The sequence below is a fragment of the Paraniabella hibiscisoli genome (genome assembly GCF_022512515.1).
GTDB lineage: Bacteria > Bacteroidota > Bacteroidia > Chitinophagales > Chitinophagaceae > Niabella > Niabella hibiscisoli.
Genome location: NZ_JAKWBK010000004.1, coordinates 134,268 through 153,018, shown reverse-complemented (window position 1 = coordinate 153,018; position 18,751 = coordinate 134,268). Strand labels below are relative to the sequence as shown.

Annotated in this window: 27 protein-coding genes and 2 pseudogenes; 26 read left to right on the top strand and 3 right to left on the bottom strand. The window is 40.9% G+C overall.

The features are described from left to right. Window positions 1-76: 76 nt before the first annotated feature. The 11 genes and pseudogenes from MKP07_RS40750 (at window position 77) to MKP07_RS36550 (ending at window position 6,882) form a co-directional block, all read left to right on the top strand. Complete coding sequence (locus MKP07_RS40750) at window positions 77-640, top strand: tryptophan--tRNA ligase (RefSeq protein WP_262920232.1); 564 nt, start codon at window positions 77-79, stop codon at window positions 638-640. A gap of 28 nt (window positions 641-668) precedes the next feature. After that, window positions 669-974: a tryptophan--tRNA ligase gene (locus MKP07_RS40745; RefSeq protein ID WP_262920231.1), complete on the top strand. Its 306-nt coding sequence runs from the start codon at window positions 669-671 to the stop codon at window positions 972-974. 193 nt (window positions 975-1,167) lie between these two features. Further along, window positions 1,168-1,559 (top strand): annotated as a pseudogene (locus tag MKP07_RS43455) (deoxynucleoside kinase). Between the two features lie 13 nt (window positions 1,560-1,572). Continuing rightward, on the top strand, window positions 1,573-1,803 hold the full coding sequence (locus tag MKP07_RS40735) for a deoxynucleoside kinase (protein ID WP_317236270.1): 231 nt from the start codon (window positions 1,573-1,575) through the stop codon (window positions 1,801-1,803). Between the two features lie 183 nt (window positions 1,804-1,986). Further along, a complete protein-coding gene (locus MKP07_RS36580) occupies window positions 1,987-3,279 on the top strand; it encodes an aminopeptidase P family protein (protein ID WP_240852947.1) in 1,293 nt (430 codons plus the stop codon). 25 nt (window positions 3,280-3,304) lie between these two features. Next, on the top strand, window positions 3,305-4,099 hold the full coding sequence (locus tag MKP07_RS36575; RefSeq protein WP_240852946.1) for a CDP-alcohol phosphatidyltransferase family protein: 795 nt from the start codon (window positions 3,305-3,307) through the stop codon (window positions 4,097-4,099). A gap of 2 nt (window positions 4,100-4,101) precedes the next feature. After that, on the top strand, window positions 4,102-4,335 hold the full coding sequence (locus MKP07_RS36570; protein WP_240852945.1) for an SAM-dependent methyltransferase: 234 nt from the start codon (window positions 4,102-4,104) through the stop codon (window positions 4,333-4,335). After that, window positions 4,323-4,538: a hypothetical protein gene (locus MKP07_RS36565; protein WP_240852944.1), complete on the top strand. Its 216-nt coding sequence runs from the start codon at window positions 4,323-4,325 to the stop codon at window positions 4,536-4,538. The genes MKP07_RS36570 and MKP07_RS36565 overlap by 13 nt, the downstream gene beginning before the upstream one ends. 17 nt (window positions 4,539-4,555) lie before the next feature. After that, window positions 4,556-4,804 carry a hypothetical protein gene (locus tag MKP07_RS36560; RefSeq protein ID WP_240852943.1) on the top strand — a complete coding sequence of 83 codons (249 nt, stop codon included), beginning with the start codon at window positions 4,556-4,558 and terminating at the stop codon, window positions 4,802-4,804. A 243-nt stretch (window positions 4,805-5,047) separates the two neighbouring features. Then, window positions 5,048-6,142, top strand: a complete 1,095-nt coding sequence (locus MKP07_RS36555) for a M1 family metallopeptidase (protein ID WP_240852942.1) — start codon at window positions 5,048-5,050, stop codon at window positions 6,140-6,142. Further along, window positions 6,064-6,882, top strand: coding sequence for a M1 family aminopeptidase (locus tag MKP07_RS36550; RefSeq protein ID WP_317236269.1), 819 nt, complete (start codon window positions 6,064-6,066; stop codon window positions 6,880-6,882). The genes MKP07_RS36555 and MKP07_RS36550 overlap by 79 nt, the downstream gene beginning before the upstream one ends. 68 nt (window positions 6,883-6,950) lie before the next feature. Here MKP07_RS36550 and MKP07_RS36545 read toward each other — a convergent pair whose 3' ends face one another. After that, window positions 6,951-7,817: an AraC family transcriptional regulator gene (locus tag MKP07_RS36545; RefSeq protein WP_240852941.1), complete on the bottom strand. Its 867-nt coding sequence runs from the start codon at window positions 7,815-7,817 to the stop codon at window positions 6,951-6,953. Between the two features lie 322 nt (window positions 7,818-8,139). Here MKP07_RS36545 and MKP07_RS36540 point away from each other — a divergent pair. From MKP07_RS36540 to MKP07_RS41815, 7 genes and pseudogenes are all read left to right on the top strand, one after another. Continuing rightward, window positions 8,140-9,584 (top strand): annotated as a pseudogene (locus MKP07_RS36540) (glucoamylase family protein). A gap of 28 nt (window positions 9,585-9,612) precedes the next feature. Next, window positions 9,613-10,065, top strand: a complete 453-nt coding sequence (locus MKP07_RS36530) for a Gfo/Idh/MocA family protein (protein WP_240852939.1) — start codon at window positions 9,613-9,615, stop codon at window positions 10,063-10,065. Window positions 10,066-10,168: 103 nt separating this feature from the next. Beyond that, window positions 10,169-10,777 (top strand): Gfo/Idh/MocA family protein, encoded by a 609-nt coding sequence (locus tag MKP07_RS36525; RefSeq protein WP_317236267.1) that lies wholly within the window; start codon window positions 10,169-10,171, stop codon window positions 10,775-10,777. Between the two features lie 58 nt (window positions 10,778-10,835). Next, a complete protein-coding gene (locus tag MKP07_RS36520) occupies window positions 10,836-11,081 on the top strand; it encodes a phytanoyl-CoA dioxygenase family protein (RefSeq protein ID WP_240852937.1) in 246 nt (81 codons plus the stop codon). Continuing rightward, window positions 11,075-11,662 carry a phytanoyl-CoA dioxygenase family protein gene (locus tag MKP07_RS36515; RefSeq protein ID WP_240852936.1) on the top strand — a complete coding sequence of 196 codons (588 nt, stop codon included), beginning with the start codon at window positions 11,075-11,077 and terminating at the stop codon, window positions 11,660-11,662. Before MKP07_RS36520 ends, MKP07_RS36515 begins: the two co-directional genes overlap by 7 nt. 59 nt (window positions 11,663-11,721) lie before the next feature. Then, window positions 11,722-13,296 carry a GMC family oxidoreductase gene (locus tag MKP07_RS36510; protein ID WP_317236258.1) on the top strand — a complete coding sequence of 525 codons (1,575 nt, stop codon included), beginning with the start codon at window positions 11,722-11,724 and terminating at the stop codon, window positions 13,294-13,296. Further along, window positions 13,293-13,454: a GMC oxidoreductase gene (locus tag MKP07_RS41815; protein WP_317236257.1), complete on the top strand. Its 162-nt coding sequence runs from the start codon at window positions 13,293-13,295 to the stop codon at window positions 13,452-13,454. Before MKP07_RS36510 ends, MKP07_RS41815 begins: the two co-directional genes overlap by 4 nt. A 271-nt stretch (window positions 13,455-13,725) precedes the next feature. Here MKP07_RS41815 and MKP07_RS40730 read toward each other — a convergent pair whose 3' ends face one another. Further along, a complete protein-coding gene (locus MKP07_RS40730; protein ID WP_262920229.1) occupies window positions 13,726-13,860 on the bottom strand; it encodes a hypothetical protein in 135 nt (44 codons plus the stop codon). 205 nt (window positions 13,861-14,065) lie between these two features. Here MKP07_RS40730 and MKP07_RS36505 point away from each other — a divergent pair, with 205 nt between their 5' ends. The 8 genes from MKP07_RS36505 (at window position 14,066) to MKP07_RS36470 (ending at window position 18,208) form a co-directional block, all read left to right on the top strand. Further along, a complete protein-coding gene (locus MKP07_RS36505) occupies window positions 14,066-14,503 on the top strand; it encodes a hypothetical protein (protein WP_240852935.1) in 438 nt (145 codons plus the stop codon). 23 nt (window positions 14,504-14,526) lie between these two features. Then, window positions 14,527-15,822 carry a hypothetical protein gene (locus MKP07_RS36500; RefSeq protein WP_240852934.1) on the top strand — a complete coding sequence of 432 codons (1,296 nt, stop codon included), beginning with the start codon at window positions 14,527-14,529 and terminating at the stop codon, window positions 15,820-15,822. Beyond that, window positions 15,794-16,009: a hypothetical protein gene (locus MKP07_RS36495; protein WP_240852933.1), complete on the top strand. Its 216-nt coding sequence runs from the start codon at window positions 15,794-15,796 to the stop codon at window positions 16,007-16,009. Before MKP07_RS36500 ends, MKP07_RS36495 begins: the two co-directional genes overlap by 29 nt. A gap of 169 nt (window positions 16,010-16,178) precedes the next feature. Further along, window positions 16,179-16,478, top strand: coding sequence for a BlaI/MecI/CopY family transcriptional regulator (locus MKP07_RS36490; protein ID WP_240852932.1), 300 nt, complete (start codon window positions 16,179-16,181; stop codon window positions 16,476-16,478). Next, a complete protein-coding gene (locus MKP07_RS36485) occupies window positions 16,475-16,675 on the top strand; it encodes a hypothetical protein (protein WP_240852931.1) in 201 nt (66 codons plus the stop codon). Before MKP07_RS36490 ends, MKP07_RS36485 begins: the two co-directional genes overlap by 4 nt. A gap of 68 nt (window positions 16,676-16,743) precedes the next feature. After that, window positions 16,744-17,316 carry a M56 family metallopeptidase gene (locus MKP07_RS36480; protein WP_240852930.1) on the top strand — a complete coding sequence of 191 codons (573 nt, stop codon included), beginning with the start codon at window positions 16,744-16,746 and terminating at the stop codon, window positions 17,314-17,316. An 11-nt stretch (window positions 17,317-17,327) separates the two neighbouring features. After that, on the top strand, window positions 17,328-17,897 hold the full coding sequence (locus tag MKP07_RS36475; protein WP_240852929.1) for a hypothetical protein: 570 nt from the start codon (window positions 17,328-17,330) through the stop codon (window positions 17,895-17,897). After that, entirely contained in the window at window positions 17,861-18,208 is a 348-nt protein-coding gene (locus MKP07_RS36470) for a hypothetical protein (RefSeq protein ID WP_240852928.1), read from the top strand. The genes MKP07_RS36475 and MKP07_RS36470 overlap by 37 nt, the downstream gene beginning before the upstream one ends. Window positions 18,209-18,268: 60 nt before the next feature. On the opposite strand, the gene MKP07_RS36465 is transcribed toward MKP07_RS36470, so the two are convergent. Beyond that, complete coding sequence (locus tag MKP07_RS36465; protein WP_240852960.1) at window positions 18,269-18,736, bottom strand: hypothetical protein; 468 nt, start codon at window positions 18,734-18,736, stop codon at window positions 18,269-18,271. Window positions 18,737-18,751 lie beyond the last annotated feature (15 nt).

Below are 18,751 nucleotides of genomic sequence, written 5' to 3'. Positions count from 1 at the left end.
GAAGAAAAATAAGTATGAGGTATTTTAATGCGCATTTCATATTTATCTCGCGACTCGCGAGCACAATAAAGAGACCTTGCTCACCGGGCAGCAGGTAGTGGTAAGCGGCGTGGCAATCCTACAGGTAATTTACACCGTACTATTTTTGGCGCTTTATGTAATTATGAAAGATGCAGAATTGCATTTATTGTTATTTCTTTATGCGGCCGATCTGCATTCTCGAAGAAAAATAAGTATGAATACCAAAGAGCTAAAAGAGAATGTGCTTCATGTCGCTTCAGAATACATGGCTTGTGGCCTTGATCCCGATAAAGTGGTTCTGTATTGCCAGAGTGATTTACCCCAGACAACAGAATTATATCTTTTCCTGAACATGATGGCCTATAAAGGGGAATTGGAGAAGACTACTACTTTTAAAGATAAAGTACGTTTGCAGCCAGAAAATGTAAACGCCGGATTATTAACCTACCCCGTTTTAATGGCGGCTGATATTATGATTCATCGGGCTAAACTGGTGCCGGTAGGTAAAGACCAGGAGCAGCACCTGGAAATGACCCGAACTTTTGCTAATCGTTTCAACCATCGCTACGGTGATGTTTTCCCGAACCCAGGGCTTTTAATTTTGGCGAGCAATTGCTGAAAGTACCCAGCCTGGACGGAGCAGGAAAATGAGTAAGAGTGAAAATCAATACGCTACCATTTACCTTTCTGATGATGATGAGCTGATCCGTAAGAAGATTATGAAAGCAAAAACAGATTCGGGCCCCACAGAAGCTAATAGTGTTAAGCCAGATTATATTGAGAACGTTTTCGACCTGATGAAACTGGTAAGTGCGCAGGACACGATTGATAAATTTGAAACAGATTATAACAACTGTAATATACGCTATGGCGATATGAAAAAGCAGCTGGCTGAAGATATGGTGAATTATATAGCTCCGATCCGTCAAAAGGCAAAAGATATATACGGCTAACGAAGCTGAATTAAATATCATTTTGAAAGTGGGAGCTCAAAAGGCTGCTGAAAGTGCAGACAAGACGATTAGTGCCGTGCGCGAGGCCATTGGTCTAAAATATTTTTAGCGCATAGAAAAAGACTTACTATTGCCGAGTTTTAAAAATTATACCAACGAGCCTGGTTGAGACTTCAGGCATTATACAGCAAAAATGGCCAAGTCGAAATCGAAACCCAAGCATATTGCAATAGCCGGTAACATTGGTGCCGGTAAAACTACATTAACACAAATGCTGGCTAAGCATTACAAATGGATCCCCCATTTTGAAGATGTAGATCATAATCCGTACCTGATGGATTTTTACGAGGATATGCCAAGGTGGAGCTTTAACTTACAGATTTACTTTTGCACGGCCGCTTAAAGCAGTTGCTGGATATTCAGGAGGGTACAGAAACTATTATACAGGATCGCACTATTTATGAGGATGCTAACATTTTTGCACCTAACCTGCACGAAATGGGGCTGATGAGCAAACGCGATTTTGATAATTATTTCGAATTCTTTCAGACGCTCAAAAAATGGTTAAGCCACCAGATCTCATGATCTATTTGAATGCATCAGTTCCTACATTGGTAGGACAGATACAAAAAGAGGTCGCGAGTATGAAGAAAACATCCGCCTGGATTATTTGAAAAGGCTCAACGAATTTTATAACAAATGGATTGCGGCCTACAAAGAAGGCCCGCTGCTGGTAATTGATGTAGACAAAAATAAATTCGGCGAAAACGAAGAACATTTTGGTGATATTATCACGAAAATCGATTCAACACTCTACGGGTTATTTTAATACACACCCGTCCTGTAATTACGATTTAGATTTTCGGGACATGATCCCGTTCATCACATTCTTCCTCTCTTCTTTTGCCTGCTATGTTTTTATTTAGCAGAAGTGTTTACTTTTATGTGCTATTATTAAGGTTCCAAATGTTAAGTTTGTAACCATATTTAGTTTTCAATCTTCAATATTTACATGAAATACTTACCGTTAAATCCTAAACTGTTTATTAATAACAGGGAGCGTTTTGTAAAGAAAATGCAAAAGAATTCTATTGCTATTTTTGTTTCGAACGAGGAAGTGCCGCATAACGCGGATGCTTTATATAAGTATAAACCGAATAGTTCTCTTTTTTGGTTAACCGGCATCAGGCAGGAAGATTCAATGCTGATCCTTTTCCCGGATAATCCGGATCCTAAATATAGAGAAGTGCTGGTATTGGTTCGTCCTAATGAACTAAAAGAAAAGTGGGATGGCAAGCGGTTAAGGGCAGCAGAGGCTACGGCCATTAACGGAATCAAAACAATTGTATGGACAGATGTTTTACCGGCTTTATTACAAGCCTGGATGCATGCTGCCGAAAATGTATACCTGGATTCTAATGAACATGATCGCAAAGGATCCTGGCTCGATACTGCGCAAACACGTTATATTAAGCACATTCAAGAGCGCTACCCACTGCATAATTATCTGCGTGCAGCACGTATCATGCACGAATTAAGGGCCATAAAAACGCAGTATGAAGTAGAGGTAATTCAGAAAGCTATTGATATTACCGAAAATGCATTCCGTGGCCTTTTACAATTTATAAAGCCCGGTGTATGGGAATACGAGATTGAAGCTGAGATTGTTCATTCTTTCCTGAGCCAGCGTGCAACAGGAGAAGGATATAATAGTATTATCGCAAGCGGTGACAATGCCCGGGTATTGCATTATATCTTTAATAGTAACCAGTGCAAAGATGGGGAGCTGATATTGATGGACTTTGGTGCTGAATACGGTGGGTACAATGCCGATTTGACCCGCACCGTACCTGTGAACGGTAAGTTTACACCACGCCAGAAAGAAATATACAATGCCTGCCTGCAGGTGCATCGTTATTGTGCCGGTATTCTGAAGCCGGGTATTACCATTGCTGAGTATCATGAAAAAGCCGGCGATGAGTTTACCAAGCAATACCTGAAGCTGGGCCTGATTAGCAAAGCTGATGTAAAGAACGAAGACCCTCAAAACAGGGCCTATCGCAAATATACTTATCATGGCATCTCTCACCACCTGGGTATTGATGTGCATGACCTGGGCCCTAATTTTTACCAACCCATTAAAGCTGGAATGGTATTTACGATTGAGCCCGGTATTTATATAGAAGAAGAGCAAATGGGCATCCGCATAGAAAATAATTTCTGGCTTACTAAAAATGGTAATATCGATCTGATGAAAAATATTCCAATCGAAGCCGATGATATTGAAAGATTGATGAAGAAGTAGGTTAATAGCTAATGGTTGATCGTTCATGGCAGAATACAAACTATGGACGATCAGCGATGAACCATCAACTCGTATGAAACAGATCCCCAATTTATTTACCCTTCTCAACCTGGTATTCGGCTGTATAGCCATCATTTATATTTTTAAAGATGATGGGTTTTTGATGACCAGTGCTGCCGGTACTTTTTCGATGGGGCTGATAGTAGCCGGAGTCTATATCTTCCTGGCTGCAGTAGTTGATTTCCTGGATGGTTTTGTAGCCCGTTTATTTAAGGCTACTTCAGACATGGGCGCTCAGTTGGATTCGCTGGCCGATGCCGTAACCTTTGGTGTGGCGCCGGGTATGATCATGTATCGGTTGCTTCAATTGGCTTTAACCAAAGCGGCTATGCCGGTAGGTGATATATGGTACCTGCTGCCAGCCTTGCTGATTCCATGTTGTGCCGTATGGCGTTTGGCTAAGTTTAACCTCGATAAAGAGCAGACCTATTACTTTAAAGGCGTGCCTACACCGGCTGCAGGGTTAATGATTGCGTCGTTGCCTTTTATTGTAAATACCACTAATAGTTGGGCCGAAGCCTGGCTTTCTAATCCTTACATCTTATATGCAATTATAGTATTGGTATCTTTTTTAATGGTATCCAATATTCCATTGATCAGTCTTAAATTCAAAAATTTCAGTGTTAAAAGCAACACCGACAAATTTGTTTTATTGCTGATCGCCGTATTATCTATCATCTTCTTAAAATGGTTGGCTGTACCGGTTATATTTATTGCGTATGTGCTGCTGTCTTTAATTTTCAGACCCAATAAAGCTTAATCATGTTATATCTGGTTCCTACACCTATTGGTAATTTAAAGGATATAACCCTTAGAGCGCTGGAAGTGCTGAAGGAGGTAGATGTTATACTTGCTGAAGATACCCGCACTACTTCACACTTATTAAATCATTACCAGGTATCCAGGCCACTTACACCTTACCATCAACATAACGAACATAAAATCGTGGAACACTTGGTGCAACAGTTGGCCGCCGGTAAAAAATGGCTTTGGTAACCGATGCAGGAACCCCAGGGATTTCCGACCCGGCTTTTTTGCTGGTAAGAGCATGTGTGCAGCAGGGTATTGAAGTGCAAAGTTTACCTGGCGCCACGGCTTTTGTGCCTGCATTAGTAAATAGCGGGCTGCCAACTAATAGTTTCTGCTTTGAAGGTTTTTTACCTTTAAAAAAGGGCGACATACTTTTCTTGAGAAATTAAAGAGCGAAGAGCGAACGATGATCTTTTATGAGTCGCCGATGCGTTTGGTGAAAACACTTAATGATCTGGCTACTTATTTCGGTGCTGACCGGCAATGTAGTGTAAGCCGGGAACTGACCAAAATGTTCGAAGAAAATAAAAGGGGTAGTTTGCAGGAAGTAGCTGCTTATTTTTCGCAGAAAACCGTAAAAGGCGAGATAGTACTGGTGGTAGAAGGTTTTAACGGAAAGCGAATAGAATATGAGCAAGTAGGCGACGGCGAGTAGTAAATAGGGAAGATAGACTATATTCACGTTGCTTTGTGCCTCCGTTTCTTTTTGCGCTCTGCCTGCCTGAGAGAACTTCATTCTGGCGGGTGCTAAATAGAAAGCTGGTAAGAAATGTCAAGCAACAATTGAGAAATGCTCAATATCCAACTCCCCGTATCCTGCTGCTTTATTATTTAAACGGTTAGGATTCCCTTAACATATATTTTATATTTGCGCTTTTCGTACTTAAGGATAACGATTATGATCAGGAAACTTGTAACAGTTGCTTTAGCCGGTTTTTGGGGAACAATTGCATTGGCTCAACAGGGTTATTGGCAGCAGAAAGTAAAGTATGTGATGGACGTAGACATGGATGTCCAATCCAATCAGTTTACCGGTAAACAAAAATTAGAATATTGGAATAATTCTCCCGACACATTAAAGAAGATCTTTTATCACTTATACTGGAATGCTTTTCAGCCGGGAAGTATGATGGATAATCGCAGCCGCCGCCAGGGTGAAATAAGCATTAATGGCAAGCCAGACTGGGATCCCAGAGTGAGAGGGCGTATTGATAGCCTGGCTAAGGATGAGATAGGGTATCAGAAAGTAAAATCTTTAAAACTGAATGGCGTACCTCAAAAATTTGAAGAGCTCGAAACCATTTTAATGGTGCCGCTAACCAAAGCCATTTTACCCGGACAAAAAGTGGTGCTGGATATGGAGTTCGACGCCCAGGTGCCTTTACAGATCAGGCGCAGCGGTAGAGATAACCCTACTACCAAAGTTCGCTATTCGATGAGTCAATGGTACCCGCGTATCTGTGCCTATGACAAAGCAGGCTGGCATCCTACTCCTTATGTGGGAAGAGAGTTTTATGGCCCTTTCGGGGAGTTTGAGGTCAATATCAGTATTGACAAAAATTATATACTGGGTGGTACCGGCTATTTAAAAAATGCGAACCAGATAGGTTTTGGCTATGAGGCTGCCGGTGTAAAGCCCGTGGTACCAGCTACTGAAAAGCTTACCTGGAGGTTTACCGCATCGAACGTGCACGATTTTATGTGGGCCGCCGATCCTGAGTTCATTCATAAAACCAAACTGATCAAAGATGGCATTACGCTTCATTTATTGTATAAAACTGCCGGCAAAAAAGCCGAAGACTGGGAGAATATTTTAATACAGGCTGAAAAAGCCTACCCCTTTATGGAGAAGCAATTTGGTGCTTATCCTTACAAACAATACTCGTTTATTACCGGTGGTGATGGTGGTATGGAATATCCTATGGCCACCTTATTGGCCAGCCCGGCGCCTGGTTACATGAATGGTTTCACAGCTGGTACCAGGGGGTATTAGCCACTAATGAAAGCCTCTACCCCTGGATGGACGAAGGGTTTACTTCCTACGGAGAAAACATTGTAAGTGTTTGGTTGAAGAATGGTAACCGCGATACTGCTAATTTGGCCGATTATAACAGCTATTATAAATTGGCTCGCTCTAATTTTGAAGAACCGTTGGCTACTCATGCCGATCATTTTAATACCAATATGGGGTATAGCATTGCCAGCTACTCAAAAGGGGCCGTGTTCTTAGAGCAATTAGGATATATTGTTGGAGCAGCAACACGCGATAAGATCTTACTGGATTACTATAATACCTGGAAGTTCAAACATCCTACTGTTGATGACTTTATACGGGTTGCAGAAAGGGAAAGCGATATGAAGCTGGACTGGTATAAGGAGTTTTGGGTAAACAGTATTAAAACCATTGACTATGCCATTGAAAATGTTTGGGAGGAAAATGGAAAGACGCAGATTAGGCTACGCAATAAAGGTCTTATACCGATGCCTGTTGATCTGGTAATTACCAGGGAAGACGGTAAGCAGGAGTTGCACTATATACCGATGGATCTGATGTATGGTTTGAAGCCGGAAGAGAATACGATCCCACGCAAAACCCATCCTGTTTGGCGTTGGACCAGCGAAACCTATGTTATTTCAACTGATTTGAAGAAAGAAGATATCGCTATTATAGAGATTGATCCCACCCAGCGGATGGCCGATATTAACCGGCAGAACAATAAGCAAAACTTTTAAAACAAACCTGTTTATTAAAATATAATAAGGCTACCATGCAGGTAGCCTTTTGCTGTTTTGTATATGTATCATGACCTGTATATTCTTTTGTATTTAACCGGGCTCATCTCATAGTGATTCAAAAATTGACGGTTGAAATTAGAAAGATTATTATATCCGCAGTCATAGCATATTTGTGTAACTGATAGCTCATCATTTTCGATCAGTAACCGTGCTGCCTTTTGCAGGCGCAGTTCCTGTACAAATTGAGAAAATGTTTTTTTTGTACGTTTGGAGAAAAAACGGGAAAATGCATTCTCCTGCATTTGGGCAATGCTAGCCGCCTGCTTAAGTGTTATGCCCTCTTCAAAATGATGAATAGCCCAGTCCAGTACATCCCATAATCTTTTACTTTCTTTAGGGTTATGCCCTTCCTGCGACCAGTTGCATATCGGTTTTAGATCATTGGATTCTGCCAGAGCGGCAACGATCTCCCAAAGGCAGATCCAGCGCTTTAGACCGTTTAAACCAACTATTTTATATAAGAGTTCGCTTACATACCGGTTCGTATTACCTGTTACTTCAATGGCTCTTTTCGATTGTTCAAATAGCCTTTGTATTGCCTGTGTTTCGGGTAAATGCAATGTTTCATTGCCCAAGGAAGCTTCCGTGAAATGTATAACAATAGATCTGGCTCTGAGCCCTGCATCTTTTTCATAATACCTGTCATGGTTTCTATAAGTATGAGGTATATTGGGACCTATCAAAACCAGGTTACCCGGTTCAAAATCGGAGAGGTGGTCGCCAATAAATCTTTTTCCTGTGCTTTCAGTAACCAATACAATTTCATATTCGGGGTGATAATGCCAGGGATTAGGATAGTAATGATAATCAAAATCTCTTACGGCAAATGATTCATTTCTTTCTTTTGGCAGGTGTTCAAGTGCAGGTTTCATTAGAAGTAATTGTTTTGTGCTTTTATAACTATTAAAATAATCTATTTTTTGCTAAAAAAGTATCAATCTTCACTTTTTTGTAGTAGTTTCTCGTTACAACGATCCATAGTTTTGATTACAGATTGCTTTTATATAGGTCGTATCGCTTTGCCGGTAAATAGTTTTTGAATTGCTGTTTACCATGAATTTGTACAGGTATTAAAACTCAAGATTGTGTGTCAACCTATAGAGGATGGTATATCTTCCCGACTAATATATAGCATCCTGGAAGCAGGGTTACAGCTGTGTAATTGAAATCGTTCATCAAAATCTGTGTAGTAATATGAGGAAGTTTTTAATTGGATTGATGCTTATCTGCTGGTCCTGCATCTTTGCAAATGCGCAGCTTTCATTAACAAAAGGTAAATATGGTGATGGACCTGATAGTATTGCCCCGCTTGGCATAAGGAAGGGGCTTAGCGATGAGCAGCTATTAGAAACCGTACAAAAACAAACTTTCCGCTTTTTCTGGCATGGTGCTCATCCACACAGCGGGCTGGCGCTGGAGCGCAGTAATACTGTTTTAGCACAGCATTATTGGGATTATATCAATGAAGCATGGGATGAGCCTAATTTCAGCACTAAACCTTTTGGTCCTGATGCAGGTGCTATTGGCGGAACAGGATTTGGTATAATGGCTACTGTAGTAGCTGTAGATCGTGGCTGGATAGGGCGAGATACGGCTGTAAGGCGATTGATTAAAATAGCAGATTTCTTAATTACTTCCGATTGTTATCATGGTATTTACCCGCACTTTATGGATGGCCGTACTGGTAAAGCCATTCCATTTGACCGCTTAGATGATGGGGCTGATATTGTAGAAACCTCTTACTTGCTGATGGGCTTTTTATGTGCAAGAGAATATTTTAAAGGCAATACACCCCGCGAAGTATACCTGCGCAAAAGAGTAGACCAGATGTGGGGAGCCGCTAACTGGAACTGGCACACGAATGGTCAAAACAAGTTGTTCTGGCATTGGAGCCCTAATAATGGTTTTGATATGAACTTCCCGGTATGGGGATGGAACGAATGCTTGATCACTTATATTATGGCCGCCTCAGCACCTAATCCTGCAAAAGCAATTGCCAAATCTGTTTATGATGGCTCATGGGTAGGCAGCTATGGCTTTAAAAATGGGAAAGAATATTATGGTTACCGGTTACCATTGGGAAACTATGATGAAGATAAAGGTGGTCCTTTATTTTTTGAGCAGTATACATTTCAGGGTATTGATCCTAATGGATTAAAGGATACCCTTGGTAACGATTATTTTGAGCAGGAAAAAACCATACGCTAATCAATAGGGCCTACTGTATCGAGAATCCCAAAAAGTATAAAGGATATAGTGAAAAATGTTGGGGTCTTACGGCAGGTGACAGTTATAAAGGGTATGTAGCGCACAGTCCACATCCACAAAACGATTTAGGGGTTATTCAACCTACAGCGGCAATTTCATCTATGCCATTTACTCCCAAAGAAAGCATGCAGGCGCTCCGGTATTTTTATGAAGAAATGGGCAATAAAATATGGAGTCGATATGGATTTGTAGATGGGTTTAGCATCCATCATAACTGGTATGCTAAAAGTCATCTGGCAATTGACCAGGGGCCGATTGTTACCATGATTGAGAACTATCGTACCGGGTTGTTATGGAAATTGTTTATGGGCATACCAGATATAAAAAATGGGTTAAAAAGATTAGGCTTTCAAAGCCCGTCTATTCAGTAAAGACGTAATACATTAAAGCAATTGTAATATGAATTCCAAAATATCAAGAAATGAATTCCTGAAGTCTACAACATTTGCCGGTGCAGCTATTTTATTGTCTTCATTAGAGTCCTGGGCGATCAGTTCCGACAGGAAACTAAAGGTAGCGGTAATAGGTTGTGGCAGTGTAAGCAACAGGTATATACCGCACCTGCAATCATCGCCTTATATTCAAATTGTAAGTCTTTGTGATATCAAGCCGGAAAGAGCAATTGCTCAAAACAAGCAATACAACCTGAACGCTAAAACTTATTCGCACATTGATGTAATGTTGAAGGAAGCGCCTTTTGATATGATGGTGACGCTTACGGATATGCAGGTACATGGAGATCTGAATAAAAAAGCATTATTGGCTGGCCGGCATGTTTGGAGTGAGAAGCCATTGGCTAACACCTATGCAGAGGGAAAGGCACTGGTAGCATTAGCAAGGCAAAAAAACTAAAGATCTGGGGCGCTCCGGCAGTTGTCAATAGTCCGCAATTTGCGTTCATGAGCAAATGTATACAGCAAGGTAAGTTGGGAAAAGTGGCTAGTGCTCATGGACAATATGGACATACAGGTCCCGGCTGGAGTTCTTTTTTTATGAAAAAGGAGGTGGCAGTATGCCCGATTTAGGGGTTTATAATATAACTACTTTAACAGGGTTGTTAGGCCCTGCAAGATCGGTTATGGCTATGACCAGTATAGTGAAACCAGAGCGGAAAATTGATGATAAAGGAACTATTAAAGTAGTAGCGGAAGATAATGCACACATTTTACTGGAACATGATAATAATGTAATAAGTCATGTAATGTGTGGCTTCAATTATTTTGACCCACATGGTCATGAAGCCGGCAAGCAAGCGCTGCATTCTATACAGGTTTACGGCGATTATGGCAACATGCGGTTAATAGGTTATGACTGGGAAACAAATGGTGTGATGGTGGATACTTCATGGGATGAACCGGCAATATTAATGAGCAGTGATAAAGGAGATTTTGTTTGGCAGGAAGGCGCTACCAAAGTAGGGGAGTCGTTGATCAATAATACCGACCTGCTTATTAATGTTGAACATGCTTTACATGTGCTGGAAATTATTGAAGCTGCCCGCAAATCATCAGCTATGGGCACTAAAGTAAAATTAACCAGTCAATTTAAATGGCCCGTGGTATAACGAAGGCCACTCTGAAAGAGGTATTATTACAAATGAGGTAGTACTAAAAAACAAGGTTATGGAATATATGCCATTGTCGGCTGATCAGGTTGCAGCGTATGAACAAAAAGGGTACATCATTGTCAAGAACTTTTTGTCACAGGCAGAAGTACAAAAACTGCACACTATTGCGGTAACGGATCATGTATTACAAAAGCATGCTTTTGATCTGAACGATCAGGCTGGTAAAAAACAAAGCTTACTTTATGGTACACACCGGGTAATGATGCCTATGGTTTACTCACTAAGAGTCAACGCATGGTAAATGCAGCCGACAAATTGTTGGATGGAAATGGAGCTGTCTGTCATTTTCATAGCAAGCTTATGCAAAAGGAACCGCAAACCGGAGGCGCCTGGGAATGGCACCAGGATTATGGTTATTGGTATAAAAATGAGTTTTTGTTTCCTGATCAGATGATCAGCATTATGGTGGCTATCACTGATGCGAGCAAAGCAAACGGGTGTTTACAGGTGCTACCGGGATCGCATAAGATGGGCCGGGTAGAGCATGGTTTTTCGGGAGAGCAGGTAGGCGCTTCCATGCGTTATGTAGAATTAGCTTTAAAAGAAATGGACCTGGTATATGTAGAAATTAATGCGGGAGATGCTTTATTGTTTCATCCGAACTTGTTACACAGGTCAGAAGCAAATTTATCCGACAAGCCGCGCTGGTCGCTGATATCAGTATATAACAGGAGCAGTAACATACCGTATAATGAACGCTCTTCTTCCAGCACGATGCCGCTGCAACCCGTTCCTGATGAAGCTTTGATGAAGTGGGTAGCTGATCATATTGATGATGGCGCCAATTTTTTGCAAAAAGATAATGATGCAGCTTTAAAATAATTCAGGATACAAGCAACCGGATTGAGGCGAATAAATTGTTTTAATTGTAATAATTTTATATGAACGATGTTTTGGTCAATGATTCTAAAAACATTAATACAAATGGCAAAGCTACTCACACCTATGACGCCATTGTCGTAGGCAGTGGCATCAGTGGTGGATGGGCTGCAAAGGAACTTTGCGATAAGGGGCTTAAAACACTGGTGCTGGAACGCGGGCGGGACGTGCAGCATTTAAAAGATTATCCAACGATGAACCTTCGTCGTTGGGAATTACCCCATAGTGGATCCATAACACTTCAGCAAAAGGTAAACAACCCGTTGATTTCAAAAGCTGCCGGATATGATGAAGCGACACAGCATTTTTTCGTAAAAGATGAAGAGCACCCTTATATTCAGGAAAAGCCCTTTGATTGGATACGTGGCTACCAGGTAGGAGGAAAATCGCTTACCTGGGGGCGTAGCTGCCAACGTTGGAGCGACTGGGATTTTTCAGCTCCCCTACGTTATGGTTATGCAGTTGATTGGCCGGTTCGTTACAATGATATTGCACCCTGGTATAGTTACGTAGAGCAGTTTATAGGCGTATGTGGCAGCAGGGAAAATATAGAATCAATGCCGGATGGGGAGTTTTTGCCACCCATGGAGTTTAATTGTGTAGAAGAGCATTTTAAAAAAGTGATCTGGGATCAGTACCAGCGTAACTACATACCCGGGCGATTGGCACATATAACGGAGCCGAAGGAAATACATGGGCAGCAGGGACGGGCACAATGCCAGAACCGGGATCTTTGTATGCGTGGCTGCCCTTTCGGAGGATATTTTAGTTCCAATGCCTCTACTTTACCCTGGGCTAATCGAACAGGTAATTTAACATTGCGTCCGCATAGTGTTGTCCATTCTGTTATTTATGATGAACAAAAACAAAAAGCCACAGGCGTAAGAGTAATAGATGCTTTAACTAAAGAAACGACGGAGTACTTTGCCGATATTATTTTTATCAATGCATCAGCATTAAATACCAATCTGATCCTGCTTAATTCCACCTCAACCCGCTTTCCTAATGGCCTGGGTAACGACAATGGCCTGATGGGAAAATACATTTGCTTTCATAATTATCGCGGCAGTATGAATGCCACATTTGAGGGAATGGAAGATCAGTATTATAAAGTACGAAGAGCCACTGAATGTGTTATTCCCAATTTCAGGAATCTGAAGAAGCTGGAAGCCGACTTCTTAGGCGGTTATGTCATTTTTAGTGGAGGTTACAGATCTAACAAAATTTATAGTACAGCTGCTGGGATCGGCGCGGCGTTTAAAGAGGAGCTTTCGGAACCAGGCGCCTGGGGCATGTATATGTATATGCAGGGTGAAACCATACCCAAAGCATCCAATCATGTAAGATTAAGTGATACTGAAAAAGATAGGTTTGGAATGCCCCTATTGATTACCTCTGTAGGATATGATGAGAATGATGATAAAATGGTGCATGATTTTCTTGAACAGGGACAAGCGATGTTTAAATCTGCTGGAGGCGTTAATATTCAGGTGAACGATAGCCGCAGCCACCGGGATTGGATATTCATGAGATGGGTGGCATACGCATGGGACATGATCCTCAAACTTCGTTGTTGAACAAATGGAACCAATTACACCATTGTAAGAATGTATTCGTTACAGATGGTGCCTGTATGACCAGCACAGGTAATCAAAGCCCGTCTATATTGTATATGGCTTTAACGGCCAGGGCTGTGAACTATGCCGTAACACAGTTAAAGAAAGGTGAGCTTTAATTGCATTTTATCGGTAAGTAACAAGACCAGATAAGCAACATAAAATAAGCGGCGTATTATTTAAGAAATATTATTTCGAGAAAATTAGGTTGTTTTTTATCGCTATTCCTGGGGTGATCTTTCTTTTTATCATCGCCCATTGTATTCACCCACCTCTTCGCTTCATGTAGAAATACCAGTGACGAAAAGTAAGCTTCACTGCCATGCTTTTGGTATAGCTAACCTCATCAACCCTTCCCAATACTAAAGCAAGTATGTTAGGGAGTTTATTCTAAATAAATACCCAAAATCCGGCGAAGGAAAAAGGCATTTCATCTGCTACCGCTACTGTTTCACCGAATAAATCTAATTCGCCTCTTAAATAGATAATAGATTCGCAATCTAATGTCATAATGCCTGGATTCATATAAGGTTTTAATGGCTTTAACCTTCTTCACAAATAGTAGAACGAGTTTAAGCAATATCTGATGCCAGATAAGAAGCATCAGGCAAATATGCATTAACAGAGAGTTGTTGGTAGATGCCGGTAAGCCTGTACAGTATGGTTTGGTGGGCTTTGCTAACGATTCCCGAAACCCTCTAAGATATTCTAAACAAAAAGTATCCAAATCATGAAGAGGATTTATTCTATCTGTCTATCTATGACAGTTGTATTTTCTGTAGCCTGTTCACAGGCACTTAGCCAGGTTTATCGAACTATTTTATACAGCAGTTTTGGCACCGGATCTGCAAACCCGTCAGCCAATCCGGCCAGTAATATTTTGCCCGGCACTACTTCTTATACGGCTCAAACGGGATCCGGCAGTACTATTGATGGTAATTACTCGGTGGTAAATGCAACACGTGGGTATAGCTCTTTATGGATCGCAGGTGCGCCGGATCATACATCTGGTGATGTTAATGGTTATATGATGCTGATTAATGCAAATCCCGGAAAAAAGGACAGATCGGCGGAACCTATTTTTTATATACCACATCAGCTTTTGATGTTCCTGGCGCGGAATATGCGATCGATTTCTGGGCAGCCAACCTTTTACAGAATAGTATAAGCACAACTGTTTATAAGAACAGTATGATCGGTTTAGCTGTAAGTCCGTCTATTACCAATGCCAGTGCGGCTTATTCTAACAATAGCTGGACCCTGGCCAGGTCAGCCAGCAATACAGCATTAGCATGGGAAAATCATAATCTTCCTTTTACATTGCCTTTAAGTTATAATGGTGCTGCTTTGTACTTTAATTTTTACAATTCAGACAATGATCTTGTGCCCAATACCAATGGTAATGATCTCGTGCTGGATGATATTACCATTAAAATAAGGGTAAGCGCGCTTTCGGGTACCGTGTTTAACGATCTCAATGGTAATGGTATTAAAGATGGCGTTGAAGCCGGTATTAATGGTAGCGCTACTCCATTATACGCCTATATCGTCAAAGCCGATGGAACCGTAATGGCAAAAGTTGCGGTATCAGCTACCGGTACCTATAGCTTTAATGAAGCCGTTACAGCAGGTACAGGTGTACCTTATATTGCGTCGGACCAGGGGTTGAAAGTTTTGTATTCTACCGCAAATGTAGCGGTAGGGGGCTCCGTGTCGGCAGCCATACCACCTGCAGGGTATGGTATATTGAGAGAAAATGTAAATGGCAATACAACCGGCGGGGCTGTTGATAATACTGCAGGGGACGGGATTATTAATCTTACCAACACCAGCACTGATAAAACAAATCTTAATTTTGCTGTAAATGCCTTGCCCGAGGCTTATCCAGAAAATAAATTTGTTTCCAGCCAACCGGTTTTAACCAACCTGGGCGATATTCCTTTAGAAGGTCGTGATCCGGTAGACCAGCCCACCAGGACCAGCTGGAGTGGTAGAACCGTAATATTGAATCCGCCCAGCAATGGTTTTATATTAAAGTATAATGGAACAATAGTAACCACTGATTTCCTGGTAGCCAATTATAACCCTACCTTATTAACTATAGAACCTGGTCCTTCCACTCCAGGCAATGTAACTGCTACCGTCTTCACCTATAGAGTTGTGGATGGAGCAGGTCTGCAGAGCTCTCCTGTTAACTATACGGTTAGCTATGCCACCAGTCTTCCTGTAGTATTCGGAGCCATACAGGCAAACTTATCGGGTAGCACACTTACAGTAAACTGGCAGACTGTTTCCGAACTAAACAATGATCGTTATGAGATTGAAGCTTCTTATGATGGAACTAATTTTATCAAAATAGGAGAAGTGAAAACCCAGTCACCCGATGGTAACAGCGAAGAAGCATTGCAATACAGCTTTACTAAAACTCTACCAGGCCAATTAGCAGGCATTGGTGTGTGTGTTAGCATTGGTGGCATTTCTTTTTAATAAGCGCAGCCGGGTTGTATTTGCATTCATGATGTTAGCGTCGGTAATCATCTTAAATACCGGCTGTACTAAAAACGGGAATGATGTTAGTGATTATACTAATCAGGATGTCTTTGTACGAATCAAGCAGATCGATAAAGACGGTACTGCCCGCTATTCCCAGGTAGTACAGGCTATAAGAAAATAACTTTATTCAGATGAATTATTGAAAGCTGTCTTTATTAAAGGCAGCTTTTTTCTTTGGGGACTTTTTAGGCTGTTTCACAACGATAAAATAGTTTTTAATAAAAAATTTGGAGAAGTATAATTTTGTTCTACATTTGTAGAAATAAATCTATAGTTGTAGAATGATTAAGTTGTCAAAATCCGAAGAGCAGTTAATGGAATATATCTGGCAGAAGGAAAAAGCTTTTATGAAAGACCTCATAGAAAGCTTTCCCGATCCGAAGCCCGCAAGTACTACTGTGGCTACTTTGTTGAAGCGCATGACGGATAAAGGGGTGATTGCCTTTAACCAGTATGGAAATTCACGCGAATACTATCCCTTAGTAAAAAAGGCGGATTATTTTTCGATACATGTTAGTAGTATGATCAAAAATTACTTTGATGATTCTGTACTACAATTTGCCTCTTTTTTACTAAAGAAACCAATTTGAGTAAATCGCAGCTGGAAGAATTGAAGAAGATTATCGATTCTGAAATCCAAAAAAGAAATGATATGCTTATCTATCTTTTAAAAATGATTGCCTGCAGTGCCGCTTTTTATGGGCTTTACGCGCTGCTGTTCCGAAACGAAAAAATGCTGGTATTTAACAGGTTTTATTTGTTGGGAAGCTTACTTTTTCTTTTCTGATTCCTTTGATAGCCATACCCGTAGAAGCTCCGGTTATTGTGCCGGTCATTATGGAGAATACAAGTTTAATGAATCAGGATGTAGAAACTTCGTTAAGGCCAAATGCTGATTCAGGTGGAGGAATTATTAACATAATAGCGGTGACTTTCGCTGTCGTAAATAGTTACTTAATGTTTCGGTTGATCAGGAATTATTTGATAATAAAAAAGGCAGTAAGGCAAGGTCAGGTCTTTCTCATCGAAAAGATACAGGTAGTCTTATTAGATCAACCTCTAACGCCACATAGTTTTCTAAATACTATTTTTTTGAATAGAGATGAGTATAATAGTGGTAAAGTAGAAGCAGAAGTGATACAACATGAAATTGCTCATGTAAAACAAAAACACAGCTGGGATATTTGTTTACTTGAATTGGTTCAGGTTTTTGCCTGGTTTAATCCCGTAATTTATTTATACAAAAAATCTATTAAAATCAACCACGAATTGTTGGCTGATGCTTCAGTAGTAAAACAACTGGATAATGTGCGCAGTTATCAGGAAATTTTATTACGGCGGGCTATTGCGCAAAGCACGTTTGTATTGGCTAGCAGTTTTACATTTTACACCACAAAAAAACGATTAGTCATGTTAACAAAAAAATAAAAATAGCGAAAATGCTACTACTGGTATTTGCGGTACTTCCGGTTTCTTTTCTTTTAGTAGCTATCTTTTCCAGGAAGGTCTATTCTCAAAAAGCAACAACCTCAGATAAAACCCGGATAGCAGACGTTAGTAATTTAAAGAATAAATACCCTCCCGGTGCAAATGGTATGGTATTGAAATTTAAAGATCGAAAACCTGATAAGTTTATTATCGAGTATCCAGATAAACCCGAATTGATTGAGGACGCTTCTACTTTGGAAAAAGTTAAAATAATTGAGGATAAATACAATATTGATTTTTTAACCAAAGCAATAGAATCTCTTAAGTCCGACGCTGGAAATAATATTGCGGCTGCAGTTCTTCGTACAACAAGGGTTGTAGTTAAGTATCAAAACAATGTTAGAACGGCACATATATATTATGAAGATGGGCGTGTAATTAAAGGTAATATTTCATCTGAGGAAAAAGCAGCTACTTTTGAAAAGAAATATGGAATAGAGCTTCCGTCACCACCACCGCCCGCACCCCTGTTAGGAAAAAGAAAATGGCAGCACCGCCGCCGCCACCTCAACCGGCAGTAGTAAAAGTGAAAGCTCCATTGCCACCCCCAGCGGCACCACTTCCACCTAAGAAAACGAAGATGGTACCGCCACCTCCTCCGCCCAAACCTAAGAAAGGAGAGCAGGTAATCTCATTCGCACCTCCTGTAATAGTGAGAGATAAAAAGGCAAATGAAGCATCTGTTAAGCATACGGAACCCGCAGTTGCAGCTACAAAAAAAGTGAAACGATTGGCTCCCCCTATAATTGTGAAAGATGATGAAGTGCATAAAACTATCAAAGAATCGTCTCATGCCGAAGGTGTGGATAAAGCAAGAATACTTGAATTTTAGACGTTATAGAAAACGCCGGCCAATTGGCCGGCGTTTTTATTTCACATCTTTAATATTACCTTAAATCAGTTTCACACTTCTTTCAACGAAAGCGGTCAGATCAGCTCCAGTTAACATGCCCTGCGCCAGTAAGGCCAGGTCAAATGCCTGTTGCGCCAATGCTTTTTGTGCATCGTTATTGGTTTCTGCTAATATTTTAGTAGCTAAGGGGTGGTTGGCATTAACCGCCACTTTGTAACGATCAGGCATGGAACCGTAAAAATTCATGCCGCCACCCATAGCCGCCATATCTTTCATACGGCGCATAAACTCATCCATAGTAACCGTTACAGGCAATCCATCAGCAGAAAGATTCTCAATGCTCACCTCCATACCTGGTTTGGTAATAGCTTCTTTAAATACCGTTTCCAGCTCCTTGCTTTGTTCTTCACTTAAGCTGCTCTCAATCTTTTCATCTTTGTCGATCAGCTTTTCAACCACATCAGCATCTACACGCTTGATCTGGGTTTTCTCCAGGTCACGTTCCAGGTGGCTTACAAAGTG

What these genes read in the sequence shown, in the direction of transcription:
- MKP07_RS40730 (WP_262920229.1), bottom strand. Translation starts at nt 13,860, where the DNA reads ATGAATCCAGGCATTATGACATTAGATTGCGAATCTATTATCTATTTA.
- MKP07_RS36520 (WP_240852937.1), top strand. Translation starts at nt 10,836, where the DNA reads ATGGAATATATGCCATTGTCGGCTGATCAGGTTGCAGCGTATGAACAA.
- MKP07_RS36565 (WP_240852944.1), top strand. Translation starts at nt 4,323, where the DNA reads ATGGCTTTGGTAACCGATGCAGGAACCCCAGGGATTTCCGACCCGGCT.
- MKP07_RS36580 (WP_240852947.1), top strand. Translation starts at nt 1,987, where the DNA reads ATGAAATACTTACCGTTAAATCCTAAACTGTTTATTAATAACAGGGAG.
- MKP07_RS36570 (WP_240852945.1), top strand. Translation starts at nt 4,102, where the DNA reads ATGTTATATCTGGTTCCTACACCTATTGGTAATTTAAAGGATATAACC.
- MKP07_RS36470 (WP_240852928.1), top strand. Translation starts at nt 17,861, where the DNA reads ATGGCAGCACCGCCGCCGCCACCTCAACCGGCAGTAGTAAAAGTGAAA.
- MKP07_RS36510 (WP_317236258.1), top strand. Translation starts at nt 11,722, where the DNA reads ATGAACGATGTTTTGGTCAATGATTCTAAAAACATTAATACAAATGGC.
- MKP07_RS36530 (WP_240852939.1), top strand. Translation starts at nt 9,613, where the DNA reads ATGAATTCCAAAATATCAAGAAATGAATTCCTGAAGTCTACAACATTT.
- MKP07_RS36545 (WP_240852941.1), bottom strand. Translation starts at nt 7,817, where the DNA reads ATGAAACCTGCACTTGAACACCTGCCAAAAGAAAGAAATGAATCATTT.
- MKP07_RS36515 (WP_240852936.1), top strand. Translation starts at nt 11,075, where the DNA reads ATGGTAAATGCAGCCGACAAATTGTTGGATGGAAATGGAGCTGTCTGT.
- MKP07_RS36575 (WP_240852946.1), top strand. Translation starts at nt 3,305, where the DNA reads ATGGCAGAATACAAACTATGGACGATCAGCGATGAACCATCAACTCGT.
- MKP07_RS36505 (WP_240852935.1), top strand. Translation starts at nt 14,066, where the DNA reads ATGAAGAGGATTTATTCTATCTGTCTATCTATGACAGTTGTATTTTCT.
- MKP07_RS36555 (WP_240852942.1), top strand. Translation starts at nt 5,048, where the DNA reads ATGATCAGGAAACTTGTAACAGTTGCTTTAGCCGGTTTTTGGGGAACA.
- MKP07_RS36475 (WP_240852929.1), top strand. Translation starts at nt 17,328, where the DNA reads ATGCTACTACTGGTATTTGCGGTACTTCCGGTTTCTTTTCTTTTAGTA.
- MKP07_RS40745 (WP_262920231.1), top strand. Translation starts at nt 669, where the DNA reads ATGAGTAAGAGTGAAAATCAATACGCTACCATTTACCTTTCTGATGAT.
- MKP07_RS36560 (WP_240852943.1), top strand. Translation starts at nt 4,556, where the DNA reads ATGATCTTTTATGAGTCGCCGATGCGTTTGGTGAAAACACTTAATGAT.
- MKP07_RS36500 (WP_240852934.1), top strand. Translation starts at nt 14,527, where the DNA reads ATGATCGGTTTAGCTGTAAGTCCGTCTATTACCAATGCCAGTGCGGCT.
- MKP07_RS36480 (WP_240852930.1), top strand. Translation starts at nt 16,744, where the DNA reads ATGAATCAGGATGTAGAAACTTCGTTAAGGCCAAATGCTGATTCAGGT.